At 63.8% G+C, this 13,595-nt stretch carries 12 protein-coding genes; 5 read left to right on the top strand and 7 right to left on the bottom strand.

Annotation, left to right across the window (positions count from 1 at the left end):
* Positions 1–91 precede the first annotated feature (91 nt).
* Entirely contained in the window at positions 92–1,222 is a 1,131-nt protein-coding gene (locus tag LB551_RS04940) for a glycosyltransferase family 4 protein (RefSeq protein ID WP_224658416.1), read from the bottom strand.
* Positions 1,223–1,231: 9 nt separating this feature from the next.
* Positions 1,232–1,795, bottom strand: a complete 564-nt coding sequence (locus tag LB551_RS04935) for a polysaccharide biosynthesis/export family protein (protein ID WP_140493982.1) — start codon at positions 1,793–1,795, stop codon at positions 1,232–1,234.
* A gap of 253 nt (positions 1,796–2,048) precedes the next feature.
* Here LB551_RS04935 and LB551_RS04930 point away from each other — a divergent pair, with 253 nt between their 5' ends.
* Positions 2,049–4,298 carry a GumC family protein gene (locus LB551_RS04930; protein ID WP_224658415.1) on the top strand — a complete coding sequence of 750 codons (2,250 nt, stop codon included), beginning with the start codon at positions 2,049–2,051 and terminating at the stop codon, positions 4,296–4,298.
* 40 nt (positions 4,299–4,338) lie between these two features.
* On the opposite strand, the gene LB551_RS04925 is transcribed toward LB551_RS04930, so the two are convergent.
* Positions 4,339–5,565: a GNAT family N-acetyltransferase gene (locus LB551_RS04925; protein ID WP_224658414.1), complete on the bottom strand. Its 1,227-nt coding sequence runs from the start codon at positions 5,563–5,565 to the stop codon at positions 4,339–4,341.
* A gap of 88 nt (positions 5,566–5,653) precedes the next feature.
* On the opposite strand from LB551_RS04925, the gene LB551_RS04920 reads away from it, so the two are divergent.
* The gene (locus tag LB551_RS04920) at positions 5,654–6,712 is read left to right on the top strand and encodes a polysaccharide deacetylase family protein (RefSeq protein WP_224658413.1); all 1,059 of its coding nucleotides are present in this window, start codon (positions 5,654–5,656) and stop codon (positions 6,710–6,712) included.
* Positions 6,713–6,729: 17 nt separating this feature from the next.
* Here the strand turns inward: LB551_RS04920 and LB551_RS04915 are convergent, their stop codons facing one another.
* On the bottom strand, positions 6,730–6,945 hold the full coding sequence (locus tag LB551_RS04915; RefSeq protein ID WP_224658412.1) for a DUF2842 domain-containing protein: 216 nt from the start codon (positions 6,943–6,945) through the stop codon (positions 6,730–6,732).
* Positions 6,946–7,127: 182 nt separating this feature from the next.
* Between LB551_RS04915 and LB551_RS04910 the strand changes: the two genes are divergently transcribed.
* Positions 7,128–8,216 (top strand): COX15/CtaA family protein, encoded by a 1,089-nt coding sequence (locus LB551_RS04910; RefSeq protein ID WP_224658411.1) that lies wholly within the window; start codon positions 7,128–7,130, stop codon positions 8,214–8,216.
* A 76-nt stretch (positions 8,217–8,292) separates the two neighbouring features.
* Here LB551_RS04910 and LB551_RS04905 read toward each other — a convergent pair whose 3' ends face one another.
* The 3 genes from LB551_RS04905 to speB are packed head-to-tail and all read right to left on the bottom strand — an operon-like array spanning position 8,293 to position 11,095.
* Complete coding sequence (locus tag LB551_RS04905) at positions 8,293–9,135, bottom strand: aminoglycoside phosphotransferase family protein (protein WP_224658581.1); 843 nt, start codon at positions 9,133–9,135, stop codon at positions 8,293–8,295.
* A complete protein-coding gene (argC, locus tag LB551_RS04900; protein WP_224658410.1) occupies positions 9,132–10,058 on the bottom strand; it encodes an N-acetyl-gamma-glutamyl-phosphate reductase in 927 nt (308 codons plus the stop codon). Before argC ends, LB551_RS04905 begins: the two co-directional genes overlap by 4 nt.
* Before the next feature lie 29 nt (positions 10,059–10,087).
* On the bottom strand, positions 10,088–11,095 hold the full coding sequence (gene speB, locus LB551_RS04895; protein WP_140631572.1) for an agmatinase: 1,008 nt from the start codon (positions 11,093–11,095) through the stop codon (positions 10,088–10,090).
* A 123-nt stretch (positions 11,096–11,218) separates the two neighbouring features.
* Between speB and LB551_RS04890 the strand changes: the two genes are divergently transcribed.
* Together LB551_RS04890 and LB551_RS04885 are read left to right on the top strand one after the other, a co-directional pair.
* Positions 11,219–12,427 carry an acyltransferase family protein gene (locus LB551_RS04890; RefSeq protein ID WP_224658409.1) on the top strand — a complete coding sequence of 403 codons (1,209 nt, stop codon included), beginning with the start codon at positions 11,219–11,221 and terminating at the stop codon, positions 12,425–12,427.
* Between the two features lie 95 nt (positions 12,428–12,522).
* A complete protein-coding gene (locus LB551_RS04885; protein ID WP_224658408.1) occupies positions 12,523–13,581 on the top strand; it encodes a glycerophosphodiester phosphodiesterase family protein in 1,059 nt (352 codons plus the stop codon).
* Positions 13,582–13,595: the final 14 nt, after the last annotated feature.

Here is a 13,595-nt window from a genome sequence, read left to right as displayed (position 1 = left end):
GGTTTCCGCAAGCTTCCCCCAGGCAATAGCAAAAGAGAGCTAAGAAACCCTTGAAACAACGCGTGGCTTTGGAAGAGCTTGGGACGGTGGTTTATTTGGCCAGCGCCGCGAAATACGCCTTCTCGATCTCGGCGGCCATGACATCGGCTCCGAAGCGTGCCTCCAGATCGGCGCGATCGGGCATCAGTTTTCGATAGACGGCGGGATCGGCCAGCGCTTCGGCCATCTTGTCGGCAAGCTGCAACGGATCGGGCCTGATCAGGGCAGGGGATTCGGCGCCGAAAATCTCCGGTATGCCGCCCACGGCCGTTGCGATCATCGGTTTTCCCGCCGCAAGCGTCTCCAGCACGACATAGGGCAATGCTTCGGCGCGCGAGGGAACGACGACCAGTGCGGCCAGCGCAAAGGCATCCCTGGCCGGCATAGGCGGCAGGAAACGCACGTTGCCGTCGAGCCCGAGCCGCCTCACTTGCGCGCGGTAGCGAGGCAGGTTGTCGCCGTCGCCCACCATGACCGCGCCCAGCGGGCGTCCGAGCCGTGTCCCGGCAAGGGCCAGCGCGTCGATGAAGATGTCGGGTCCCTTGAGGTCACGCATCATGCCGATGTAGAGCAGGTCCACCGTTCCAGGCTTCTCCGGAACGGGATCGAACTCGGCCGCGCGCAGGCCATTGTAGACCAGCGCGTTTGGAACGGGCGCCTCGCCGACCTTCCTGCGATAGGTGCGTCGCTCATAGTCCGAGACGAACAGAAGACAGTCGGTGAAGTGAGCCATGGATCGCTCGAGCGCGAAGAACAGCTTTCCCGTGAACGTGCTCTCGTCATAGTGGAGAGAACCGCCATGCGGCGAATAAAGGCGGGCTACGCGAGACCTTGATACCCGCAACAATGAGCCGAACAGACGGGCATAGGCACCACCTTTGGCACCGTGCCCGTGCAGCACGTCCGGCCGCAATTCTTTGATGATCCCGTAGGTGCGCCAGGCCGAGGCGAGATCGCCCAGTCCGACATGGCGCTGCATCGGCGTGCGATGGATGCCGAGCGCCAGCATGGCCTTCATCCGATCGAACAGGCGCTCCTCGAATTCCCCGCCTGTGGTCGAATCGCACACGATGCCGACCGAATGGCCGGCGGCGACCTGAGCTTCCGCGAGGTCCCGCACATGCCGAAAGATCCCCCCGACAGGTGAACGAAAGCAATGGACGATCCTGAGTTTGTCCGCCACGTGTGTTCGTCAGAACAGACGTTCGCGCACATAGACGGTATCTCCGGGCAGCAGCGGGTCTGACGTGACAACCCGGCCGGTCATCACCTTGCCGTTGATATCTCGGGTGATGTCGACGCTTTCCTGGTTGGCGCGCGGCGTGAAGCCGCCGGCAATGGCGACCGCTTTCTGAACGGTGAGGCCGGGCACATAGGAATACTGGCCGGCGGCTCCCACTTCGCCCATGACGAAGATAGGCCTGTAGCGGTCGATCTCGACGGAAACGTCAGGGTCGCGCAGATAGCCCTGGCGCAGTTTGTCGGCGATTTCCTTTTCCATCTGCTGGGCGGTGTGGCCGCGCGCCGGCACGGCGCCGACCAGCGGGAACGAGAGATAGCCGGACTGATCGACACTGTAGGTGTTGGTCAACCCGTCCTGCTCGAACACGGTGACGCGGACGCGGTCACCGGCGCCCAGGCGATAGGGTTGATCGAGCACCTCGTGGAAGGCGGCCGGCGTCGGCCGGTAGCTGGAGCAGCCAGCAAGCATCGACACGGCAAGCAGCGCGCGAAAAAGGGAAGCAGTGCTTTTCATGACAGGACACATACCTTCGACTGGCCGCTGCGGCGTCGCAGCAAACATCTGAGAGCGCGTCCGTTATCGTCCTGTTAGGGTTAATGGCCGGTAAAGGGCGCGATCGATACGGCATCGATCGGCAGGAGTTTTACAACTTTGACGGTTTTGCTTGGCGTCTGCCAGTAAGTCCTGACGGAAGCTTCCTGTGATCTTAACGGCTGAGTTACCATAGTTGTTTACGGTGCATGCGATCCGTATCGGAGTAGGATGCATGTCCGTTCAGTCCACGGCCGCAGACGTTGACGTCGATCTCAGGCAACTCTTCGCCAGCCTGGCGAGGAACTGGCTGCGAATATTGGTCGTCTCCCTGGTGGTTACCGGGTTGGCGTTTGCGCTCGCTTCGCTGGCAACCAAGCACTACAAGGCCCAGACGCAGATTCAGATCGATACGCGTGAATCCGTCTACACGCGCCCGGCCGGCAGCAATGACAGCGACAAGCCTATCCTCGATGAGCAAGGCGTCGCCACCCAGGTCCAGATCATTTCGTCCAACGAAATCCTCAAGCAGGTAGCGCAGAAGCTTGATCTGTCGCGATTGCACGAATTCGATGAAACTGTCGATATGTCGCCTCTCAGCCGCCTGCTGATCCTGGTGGGGTTGAAGAACGATCCCATGGATATCCCGGTCGACGAACGCGTCCTGAAGAAGATGCGCGAGAAGCTCAACGTCTATGGGGTCGAAAAGACGCGTATCATCGCCATCGAGTTCTCTTCGGAAGATCCCAAGCTCGCGGCTGCTATCCCCGATGCCATTGCCGCCGCCTATATTGCAGGCCAGGGCGCGGCCAAGCTCGAATCCAACACCGCCGCCGCGGACTTCCTGGCTCCCGAGATCGCCGATTTGCAGAAGCAGGTCAGGGATGCCGAGGCCAAGGTCGCCGCCTATCGCGCCCAGTCGGACCTTCTGGTGGGCGGCAACAATTCTGTGCTCGCCACCCAACAACTGGCCGAACTATCGACCGAATTGTCGCGGGTGCGGGCCAACCGCGCCGCAGCAGAAGGCACCGCCGAAAGCGTGCGCAAGGCGCTGCAGAACGGCGGCTCGCTGGATTCGCTGCCCGAAGTGCTGTCGTCCGATCTCATTCAGCGCTTGCGCGAGCGGCAGGTCGAGCTGCGCGCCAACATCGCTGACCTGTCGACCACGCTGCTCGACAATCATCCGCGCATTCGCGCGGCAAAATCACAGCTGGCCGATCTCGACGCGCAGATCCGCAGCGAAGCTCAGAAGGTGATGAAGGGCCTGGCCATGCAGGCCGATGCCGCCAAGGCACGTGAGAGCCAGCTCGTCGCCGACGTCAACACGCTGAAGGCGGCTTCGGCGGAGGCGGGCGAACAGCAAGTCGGTCTCGATGCGCTGCAGCGTGATGCTGCCGCCAAGCGCCAGCAGCTCGAACTTTACCTGACCAACTACCGCGAGGCGGCTTCGCGCCAGGATCGCAACTACGTGCCGGTCGACGCACGTGTCATCTCGAAGGCCGTGGTGCCTTCCGAGGCCTACTTCCCCAAGATCGGGCCGATCGTCGGTGCTGCTTTTGCCGCCTCGCTTTTGCTCATGTCGGTGTTCACGCTGCTGCGCGAACTCTTTTCCGGCCGCGCCATGCGCCCCGCCAGTGGCGCTCGCTTCGAGCCGATCGACGAGGTGGCGATGCCGGTCGCGGCCAGGGAACCGACGATCATTCCAGAGCTCGGGCCTAAGCACCACGCCGAGAAAGCGGCAGAACCGGAGATGATGGCGGAACCGGATCTGCCCTCGCCGGCGGAACCTGCCACAGAGGTCGAAGCCGCCGCTGGCGCCCCGGTCGCCGAAACCGCTCCTGTCGCCGAGGCCGTCCCGGTCGCCAAAACCAGGCCGCGTTCGGTGCTGGGCGAGATCGACGTCGAAAAAGCGGCGGAAAAGCTGATCGCAAGCGGCGCCGCGCGCGCCATCTTCGTGTCACCGGAAGGTGACGAGGCGGCCGCGTCCGCGATCCTGGTGGCGCGCGAGGTCTCCGACGCCGGGCTGCGCGTGCTGCTGCTCGACCTCACGGCTTCCGGCGCCGCCTCGCGGCCGATGCTCGACAGCGGGCTGTTCCCGGGCATCACCAACCTGCTCGCGTCGCAGGCGCAGTTCAGCGAGGTCATCCACCCCGACCTCTATTCCGACTGCCATGTCATTCCCGTCGGCACCGCCGATCCGGTTCGCGCCATGCGCGCCGCCGACCGCTTACCGATCATCATGCAATCGCTGACCACCGCCTATGACCTGGTGGTGGTCGAATGCGGCCCCGCGGACGCGCAAGGCATCGGCCGTCTGGGTGGCGATGCGACCGAAGTGTTCCTCTCCATGCTTGAGCCGGATGACGAGGTGACGCAGGCCGCCGTCAAGCTGATCGAGAATGGTTATCCGGAGTTGACGCTGGTGACCCCGCTCGGCCACGAACCGCCGGGCAACCCGGTGCCGGGAAGGCGCTCGGCGGCTTGAGTCCGTTGAGCGGAGCGTACGGTCATCACGTTGGAAGGGGTTAGCTTCCGTCCTCGGCGGGCGCCGGCGCCTGGCCAGCGGCCTTGCGACGAAGCAGCTTGGTCAGCTTCCACATCGTCGGACTGTTCTTGACGACGGCTTTCAGCCTGGCGCTTTGCCGCAGCCCCAGCGCCAGTGCGCGGCCTTTCGACGTCAGCGGAACCAGTACCTCGAAGTGCTGCGTTTCGATATCGCACCATAAACGCTTGTACGGCTCGTCGCCGACCGAGAAATCATAGACGTCGAAACCCGCCTCGCAGGCTTCCTGGATATTGTCGAAGAACAGGAAGTCGCCGGGGCTGGTGTGGGCGAGGTCATCCTCGGCGATCGCGCCGAACTCGCAGATCAGGCGTTTGCCCGAGCGGCTCGATCCGGTCACGGCGCGAAGCTTGCCGGCAACCTCGAGCCCGTGCAGCACGAAGGAGGGCTTGTCCTCGGCAAGTGCCTCGGTGAACAAAGCACGGAAGAACGCGCGCACTTGATCGTCGCCGAAGACGTTGGCGATGCCCATCCTGCGGAAGCGGAATTCCTTCATCTCGAAAAAGCCGTCGAGCAGCCGGCCGACCTCGTCCACAGTCCGCGCCTCGATGCGCCGATGGCTGCCGATGGCCTCGAACTTGCGCGTCTGCGAACGGTGCTTCTTGCGTTTGCGCTTTCCGTTTGTGCGAGAGAGCAGTGCATCGAAACCGTCGGCCAGGTCGACGGCGAGCGACAGGTTCGGGCTGTCGAAATGATCGAACGAGGCGAGTGGGTTGGCTACGCCATCGAGGTCGGGCAGCAGGCGTTCGAAGGCGACGAGATCGATGTCGGGGCGAGCCTCGCCTATAGCCGCCAGGGTCGAACGAATAGCGGCGCTGTCCGCCCTGGCAAGCCACTGCGGGTCGGCGGCGACGAAATTGCCATTGGCGTGGCGGCCGCCCATGAAGCGGGCAACCCGGAATGGCCCATGGCCGACGACCTCCAGCGCCAGTGCGAAAACCGGCCTGCCTTCGCAATTCAGCATCGCCACGACCGGGTCCGGCTCGACCTGCGCGGCCCAGTTGCGGATCCAAACCGCGCTCTGCGCCGGCGCGAACAAAGCTGAGCGGCAGAACGCGGCATAGGCCGCGAGCCCATCGGCGGAAGCGGTGGAAACCGACAGCCCGGCCGAGTCTGTCGGCGGCGCGCAGGGCGAGGCTTCGGTTGCCGCCAGGCGATTGCCGTCAAATGACGCGGCCGCGTCAACCATACCTCAATCCTTAGGGCGTATTGCTGCCGATTTGGGGGCGCTCAGGCGTATCCGTGCTTGGTTCAGCCTAGGCGCAAAAGGTGAAGGAATGATCGACGGCGGGGAGGCACTCCGAAAGCTGGCGCTCAACGTCGCCCGCTATACCGGCCTCGCACCGCTGGCCAAACCGCTGGTCGGCGGTATTGGCGCCATCCTCATGCTGCACCGCGTTACGGCAAAGCCCGAAAAGCCGGACAGCGTCAACCGTCATCTCAACATTGCGCCCGGCTTCCTCGACGCCATGATCGCCGGCCTGAAGGCGGATGGCTACGCCTTCGTCTCGATGGACGAGGCGGTGGAGCGTATCGCGGCGCGCGGCAAGGGCGGCCAATTCGCCGCCATCACCGCCGACGACGCCTATCGCGACAACATGACCGAGGCTTTGCCGGTACTCGAAAAGCACGGCGCGCCGATCACCATCTATGTGGCTCCCGGGCTGATCAACGGCACTGCGGATCTGTGGTGGGACGTGGTCGAGGATCTCGTCAACGCGGGCGATCGCCTGACCCTGACGACGCCCGACGGGCAAACGACGATCGACTGCACCAGCCCGGCCAAAAAGCTCCAGGCCATCGCACGGCTGCACACCTATCTCACCACCGAGATTCGCGAGGAGGACCTGCGCGCCGTGCTGCGCGAACTGGCGCATGCGAACGGCGTCGACGCCGACCGGCCGCGCGTAGACACCCTGATGACCTGGTCGCAGATCCGCGCGGTCGCAGCGCATCCGCTGGTGACGATCGGCGCCCATACGATCAACCATAGTAATCTGAAGCGGCTTTCAGAAGCCGATGCGCGGCACGAAATCGTCGGGGTGAAGTCCATCCTGCGAGCCGAGCTGGGCGAGGAGCCGCGCCATTTCGCCTATCCCTACGGCTATGCCAGCGCCGTCGGCTGCCGTGAAGTGGGTTTTGTCCGCGATGCCGGCTACACTTCGGCCGTGACCACCCGCCACGGCGTGCTGCGCGCCGAACACGCCGGTTTCCTGCACGCATTGCCGCGCATCTCGGTCAACGGCCGTTATCAGAACCTCGCCCACATCCGCACCATGCTGTCGGGCGTGACGACGCCGCTCGCCAACGCCGGTAAGATGGTGGTCACCGTCTGACGGCGGCCGGCCACGGTTCAGCGCTTGGGTCGGGGCTCCAGCATCAGCCATTTGATGATGCCCATCGCCGGCAGCACCCAGAGCAGGCCGCTCAGCAGGAAGAACAGGAAATGCGTCCACGGGCCCGCCTCGGACAGTCGGGCGACCGCGAAGATCGATGCGACCAGCGCATAGATGATGACAAGCCCCACCAGCAGGAACATTCCGATCAGCTTTTTCAGGCGCACGGGCATGGTTGGCCTCCTGGAGCTGGGTGAAGGTGCGGCCCAGCTCAATGTGTCGGCTTCGCATAGAACCTGTCGCGAAGCTGCGCAACCCGGCAGACGCGGCGCGACGGCGTGCCGCGCCATCCGGTCTTGCATGCGGGAATGCGATGGTCCACCAATCCGCGACCTCAACCTGCCGGGATAAATCCATGGCCGCCATTACTGCCGCGCCTTACGAGGCGCGTGACCGCGATCTGCACAACCGCGCGCTGGTGCGTGGCTGGCTCTACGTCGTGCTTCTGGTGCTGTTCGCGCTGGTGCTGGTCGGCGGCGCCACAAGGCTCACCGAGTCCGGCCTGTCGATCACCGAGTGGCAGCCGATCCACGGCGTCATCCCGCCGCTCAACGACGCAGAATGGCAAGAGGAATTCCAGCGCTATCAGCAGATCCCGCAATATGCCGAGCTCAACAAGGGCATGAGCATCGAGGCATTCAAGTCGATCTTCTGGTGGGAGTGGGCACATCGTCTCCTGGCGCGCAGCGTCGGTCTGGTCTTTGCCTTGCCGCTGCTGTTCTTCTGGGCGGCGCGCCATATCGAGCGCGGACTGGGGCCGAAGCTGGTCGGCATCCTGCTTCTCGGCGGTCTGCAGGGCGCCATCGGCTGGTGGATGGTCGCCTCGGGCCTGGTCGACCGCGTCTCGGTCAGCCAGTACCGGCTTGCCACCCATTTGACGCTTGCCGCGTTGATCTTCACGGCCACCATGGTCGTCGCGCGCGGCCTTGCGCCGCATTCGGAGCCTGCGGCCGATCGCTCGACCCAGAAACTGGCTGGTTTCATAGTGCTTCTGGCGCTGATCCAGATCTATCTCGGCGGTCTGGTGGCCGGGCTCGACGCCGGCCTGAGCTACAACACCTGGCCGCTGATGGACGGCAAGATCATCCCCGGCGATCTGCTGATCCTGGAGCCGGCATGGCGCAATTTCTTCGAAAGCCCCAAGACGGTGCAGTTCGTGCACCGGATCGGCGCCTACACGGTGTTCGTCGTCGCCCTGTGGCACATGATCGCCACGCGTCGCCGTCTGCCCGGTTCAACGCATTCCCGCCGCGCGACACTGTTGTTTGCCCTGGTGCTGGTGCAGGCCTCCATCGGTATCGGCACGCTGTTGATGCATGTGCCGCTGCACTTGGCGCTGGCCCATCAGGGATTCGCGTTGATCGTGCTGGGGTTTGCCGCCGCGCATTGGCGCGGCACCAAGGGCGCCTATTCCTTGCCCCACGAGATCGCCGTCGGGCGCTGAGTCTCGCAGGTCACGTCTAGAGCGCCCGACTGCGCCTTGTCGCCGTAGAATTCCGCCTGACGCAAGGCGGCACGGATCAGAAGCCGAGCCGTACCGTTCGGATCGCTGCTGCGACCGACAGTTCGCGGTTCTCCTCGACCGCGTTGCCGTCCTCATGGTGCCACGAGGCCGACAGGCAGCCATAGGCGATGGTGTGATCCAGTATTGCCGCCGGCGTCTGGCCCAGCGTTCGCGCAAAGACTTCGGCCATCCCGGCAATCCGCGGGGGATCGAGACAAAGGTCGTCGCGATCAAGAGGGTTGTAGAACATGTTCGCGGCGTCGAAGCCGGGATCGCCAAAAATGCCCTTGGGGTCGATCGCCAGCCAGCCGCGCGGCCCGTGCAGAATGTTTTCGTGGTGCAGATCGCCATGCAGCGGCCGGATGTCGCGCGGATCGTCCAGCAGCCGATCGGCGATAGCGGCGGCCTCGACATAGATGCTGACATGGCCGGCGTCGCGGTCGGTCGCGGCTTTCTTGAACAGGCTCGAAAACCGTTCTCGAAGCGGCTGCAGGTCGGCCGGGGCAGGGTGGTCCGATGGCGAAAGCAGCTTTGCCATCACCTCGGCCGCGATTGCAGTCGCGGCATCGTCGCCCTGCTCATCGAGAACCTTGGAAAGCATGGTCTCCCCGGCATATTCGAGCAGCTTGGAGTGCCCGTCGCGGCCCAGCAGCCGCACGGCGCCTTCGCCCCGCCGCCAGGCAAGGAAATGCTCGCCGCGCAACTCGTCCGCTACATCGTCGAATGGCTTCAGCGCCTTGACGATCGCCGGCGACCCGTCCTCGCGCCGCACCTTCCAGATGCGGCTCGAAAAGGTTTCGGCGATGAGCTCGGGCGCGCTGACCTTCCAGCGGTCCGGAAATGCCGGTGCCGCCATCAGAGACCGAGCATCAGGTCCATGTTCTGCACGGCAGCCCCCGATGCCCCTTTGCCGAGATTGTCGTAAACGGCGAGCAGCAGGGCCTGCGCGCGCTTGTCATTGGCAAAGACGTAGAGTTTCATACGGTTGGTGCCATTGTAGATTTCCGGATCGATCTCCGGAATGCGTTCCAGATGCGCATAGGGCGCCACTTCGACCACGCCGCCCTTGATGGCGGCGAAATGGTCGGCGATGGCTGCATGGAGTTCCGCACCGGTCGGCACATGGTCGAGACCACCGAGCTGCAGCGGCACCACCGTGATCATGCCTTGCGCGAAATTGCCCACCGCAGGCTGCATGATCGGATCGTGCGACAGTTTCGCATAGGCCCTGAGCTCCGGCACGTGCTTGTGCTGGAGGGTGAGCCCATAGGGCAGGAATTCAGAGGCGGCCTCGCCCTTGGCGACATAGTCCTCGATCATCGGGCGGCCGCCGCCCGAATAACCCGAGATGCCGTTGACGGTGACCGGGAAATCCGCAGGCAGCAGGCCGGCGGCGATCAGCGGCCGTAGCGTCGCGATCGGTCCTTGCGGCCAGCAGCCAGGATTGGCGACGCGTTTTGCCGCCCCGATCTTCTTCGCCTGCTCCTTGTCCATCTCGGCAAAGCCATATTCCCAACCTTGCGCGACGCGATGCGCGGTCGATGCATCGATGACCCTGGTGGTCTCGTTGGAAATCAGCGAGACACTCTCCTTCGCCGCATCGTCCGGCAGGCACAGGATCGCAACGTCGGCGGCATTGAGGAATTCGGCTCGCGCCGCCGTTTCCTTGCGGCGCTCGGCAGGAATTGAGATGATCTCCAGGTCGCCGCGCTCGGCAAGCAGCGCCCGGATCTGGAGGCCGGTGGTGCCGTGCTCGCCGTCGATGAAGATTTTCGGTTTCATTGGCTGATCAAATTCCCTGATATCGAAAACTATATGCCGTTGCCTTGATTCACGGCGGCGCCGTTGTGGCTGCCGTTGTTCAGCTCTTCGAGCCGTGCTTTCCGCTCGGCCAGCAGGCCGAGATACTGCATGGCGATCATCGAGCCGGCAATCGCCGTTATATCGGCGTGATCGTAGGCCGGCGCAACCTCCACGACATCGGCCCCGACAATATCGATCTGGTTGAGCTGGCGCAGCGTCGACAGGATCTTTGCAGAGGACGGCCCGCCGGCGACCGGCGTGCCGGTGCCGGGTGCATAGGCAGGATCAAGGCAGTCGATATCAAAGGTGAGATAGGTCTTCTTGCCGCCCGTCCTGTCGACGATGGCGTAGGCGATGTCGGACGCACGCATCTCCTCGATCTCGTGACCGTAGAGGATCTTGATGCCGAACGTGTCGGGCGCGTGGGTGCGGATGCCGATTTGGATCGAGCGGTCGGGATCGATAATGCCTTCCTTGACCGCGCGGCCGACGAAGGATCCGTGGTCGATGCGTTTGCCGTCATCCTCCCAGGTATCCTGGTGCGCATCGAACTGCACCAGAGCGAGCGGGCCATGGATTGCGGCATGTGCCTTGAGCAGGGGCCAGGTGACGAAATGGTCGCCGCCCAGCGACAGCAGGAAAGCACCTGACTTCAGGATCTTGGCCGCCTCGCGTTCGATCGTCCCCGGCGTCTTCTGGTGGTTGCCGGTATCAAGCAGACAATCGCCATAGTCGACCACCGCGAGGTGCTCGAACAGATCACGCGAAAAGGGATATTGCGGATCATTGTCGAGGATTGCCGAGGCGCGGCGGATCGCCTGCGGCCCGAAACGCGCGCCGGGCCGATTGGTGACGGCGGCATCGAAAGGGATGCCCCAAACCACAGCGTCCGCGCCTTTCACATCCTTCGTGTATCTGCGTCGCATGAATGACAGCGCGCCGGCATAGGTCGGCTCCAGCGAAGCACCCGTTTTTGAGCGGGCTGTGAAGGCATGGTCGATGTTCTTGTTCGCCATTACGGATCCTTGATTTTCATCGGGGTGCAACAACTACAGAACCGGCACGCAACATGCCAGTCACAGCTTGGGGAAACGAAACGGCGCGGCCGCGGTGCCGCCGCGAGACAGGATTGTATCATCATGACGCAGACCGCGTTTCTTGATTCTCCCCATGGCGCGGCGTCGATCCAGGCCGGCACGGTGGCGGGTGAGCGGTTCCTGGTTCTCGATTCGTGGCGCGGCATCTGCGCCCTGCTGGTGGCGCTGTTCCACTTCCCGACCGGTTCGACGATTTCGCAAAGCGCCTTTGTCGGTTCGTCCTATCTGTTTGTCGACTTCTTCTTCGTTCTCTCCGGTTTCGTGATCGCCAGCTCCTATGGCGGGCGGCTGAACCAGCCGCGGGAGGTTGCACGCTTCGCGCTGGTGCGCTTCGGCCGCATCTATCCGCTGCACCTTCTCATGCTCGCCGGTTTTGCCGGTTTCGAGCTGCTGCGGCTGATGCTGCCACAGTTGCATGGCGCCGGTGCCGCTCCCTTCACCGGCGGCTTCAGCCTCGAGAGCCTGCTTGCCAATCTGCTGCTGCTCCAGGGGGTCGGTTTCGAGGATCAATTGACCTGGAATGCGCCAAGCTGGAGCATTTCGGCGGAGTTCTTCGCCTATCTGTTGTTCGCCGGCGTGGTCCTCACCGCAGGCGCGCGGGCCTGGGTGTGGTTCGTCGCCGCCGCCATCACCGCGCCACTGTTCCTGCTTGGCTTCTCGACCCACCATATGGATGTGTCCTTCGATTTCGGTTTCATACGCTGCCTGTACGGCTTCTCGCTCGGCGCCTTGCTTGCCTGGTTCCAGCATGATTCCATTGCAGGCGCGCGACAGGCGCTTGCCCGGACCGGTCCGCTGCTGAGCTGGACCGTTGCCGAAATCGTCATGGCGGCTGTCATTGTGCTTTTCGTCGCGCTGGCGGGCGACAATGATGCCGGGATCGCTGCACCGCTGGTGTTCGCGCTGGCGCTGTTTCTCTTTGCTCATGAGGGCGGCTGGATCAGTGTCTTTCTGAGAACCCCATTCATGCTGACGCTCGGCGCGCTGTCCTACTCGATCTACATGGTCCACATCTTCGTCCAGGCGCGCATGATCAACGTCGCCGGCCTTGTCGAGCGCAAGCTCGGCCTCGGTCTTGTCGGCGACATCGTCTTGCGCGGAGAGCCGGCGACCGGCTTCGGCGCCGGCTGGGCGGGGGACGTTGCGATCCTCGTCATGCTCCTTGCCACGATAGGTGTCTCCTGGATCACCTGGCATTTCGTCGAGATGCCTGCGATGGCCTGGTTCCGCCGACTGTCGAAACGCATCTGAGGCGACATATCGCGGCAACCGCTAGCCGGCTTCGTTCACCTAGACGTCACGGGCATCGCCTATTCCCGGTTCGATCCGGAATGGAGCGATTCTCGATGCGGACCTTCTGGCCGAGCCTTCTGTTTTCAGTCACGCTGGCGGCTTCCGCCAGCCAGTCAATGGCGGGCGAAACCCGTGCGAGGCAGATCCTCGACCGCTTCGAACATGCCAACCAGTGGCGCGACCACGTCATGGTGGCCGCGCATCGCGCCGGCAGCATGCAGGCCGGCAAGACGCTCTATGCGGAAAATTCGGTCGCCGCCGTCGAAGGCTCGATCGCGATCGGCGCCGAGATCGTCGAGGTCGACATCCGGCGCTCGAAGGACGGCGAGTTTGTCGTCATGCATGACAGCTGGCTTGATCGCACCACGACCTGCAAGGGTGAGGTGGTTAAGTACACGCTGGCCGAACTGAAGAGTTGCCGGTTGGTGATCGAAGGCACGGGCGCCGTCACCGACGAGACAGTCGCGACGCTGCGCGAGATGCTGCTGGCGACCCGCGACAAGATCCTCATCAATCTCGACAACAAGCTCGAGGTTGGGGACCTGTCGGGTATGGTCGCGGTGGCGCGAGATCTCGGCATGGCCGATCAGGTCATCGTCAAGGAAAACCTGTGGAACCAGACCAGGATCGCTACTGTGAAGACTGCCATGGAAGCGGTCGGCGGCGGCGTCCACTTCATGCCGATCATCGCCGACGACGCAGTGCATGACGCCGGTTTCGCCGCGACGGTCGACCATGCTTTTGCGCCGCGCGCGATCGAGCTGATCAACTGGCGCGCCGGCGCGGAGACGTTGACCGAGACTGGCGGGCCGCTGTTCAGCACGCGCATGCGCGCGGCCGCTGTGAGGGGTGACTGGCACATCTGGGCCGACACCTACGCCATCGTCAACAAGCCGGGCGGCTTCCTTGCCGGCGGCCGGGGCGATGAACTGGCGGTTCAGGCGAACCTGCCGCGTGAAGCCTGGGGCTTCTGGGCTGATCGCGGCGCCACCATCATCCAGACCGATGAGCCGAAGGCGGCGATAGGCTGGCTCGCCGCGAACGGTTTTCGCGTGCCCTATGCCGGGACGGGCGAACGCGTCGAACCTGCCGCGACCGCCAGCATCAATTGATTTGCCGCGGCTGA

The organism is Mesorhizobium sp. BR1-1-2 (genome assembly GCF_020165435.1).
Taxonomy (GTDB): domain Bacteria; phylum Pseudomonadota; class Alphaproteobacteria; order Rhizobiales; family Rhizobiaceae; genus Mesorhizobium.
The sequence above is the reverse complement of the archived record's forward strand: the minus strand, read 5'-3'. Positions and strand labels throughout refer to the sequence as shown.

What these genes read in the sequence shown, in the direction of transcription:
- LB551_RS04915 (WP_224658412.1), bottom strand. Translation starts at nt 6,945, where the DNA reads ATGCCCGTGCGCCTGAAAAAGCTGATCGGAATGTTCCTGCTGGTGGGG.
- LB551_RS04885 (WP_224658408.1), top strand. Translation starts at nt 12,523, where the DNA reads ATGCGGACCTTCTGGCCGAGCCTTCTGTTTTCAGTCACGCTGGCGGCT.
- argC (WP_224658410.1), bottom strand. Translation starts at nt 10,058, where the DNA reads ATGAAACCGAAAATCTTCATCGACGGCGAGCACGGCACCACCGGCCTC.
- LB551_RS04935 (WP_140493982.1), bottom strand. Translation starts at nt 1,795, where the DNA reads ATGAAAAGCACTGCTTCCCTTTTTCGCGCGCTGCTTGCCGTGTCGATG.
- LB551_RS04910 (WP_224658411.1), top strand. Translation starts at nt 7,128, where the DNA reads ATGGCCGCCATTACTGCCGCGCCTTACGAGGCGCGTGACCGCGATCTG.
- LB551_RS04925 (WP_224658414.1), bottom strand. Translation starts at nt 5,565, where the DNA reads ATGGTTGACGCGGCCGCGTCATTTGACGGCAATCGCCTGGCGGCAACC.
- LB551_RS04890 (WP_224658409.1), top strand. Translation starts at nt 11,219, where the DNA reads ATGACGCAGACCGCGTTTCTTGATTCTCCCCATGGCGCGGCGTCGATC.
- speB (WP_140631572.1), bottom strand. Translation starts at nt 11,095, where the DNA reads ATGGCGAACAAGAACATCGACCATGCCTTCACAGCCCGCTCAAAAACG.
- LB551_RS04930 (WP_224658415.1), top strand. Translation starts at nt 2,049, where the DNA reads ATGTCCGTTCAGTCCACGGCCGCAGACGTTGACGTCGATCTCAGGCAA.
- LB551_RS04920 (WP_224658413.1), top strand. Translation starts at nt 5,654, where the DNA reads ATGATCGACGGCGGGGAGGCACTCCGAAAGCTGGCGCTCAACGTCGCC.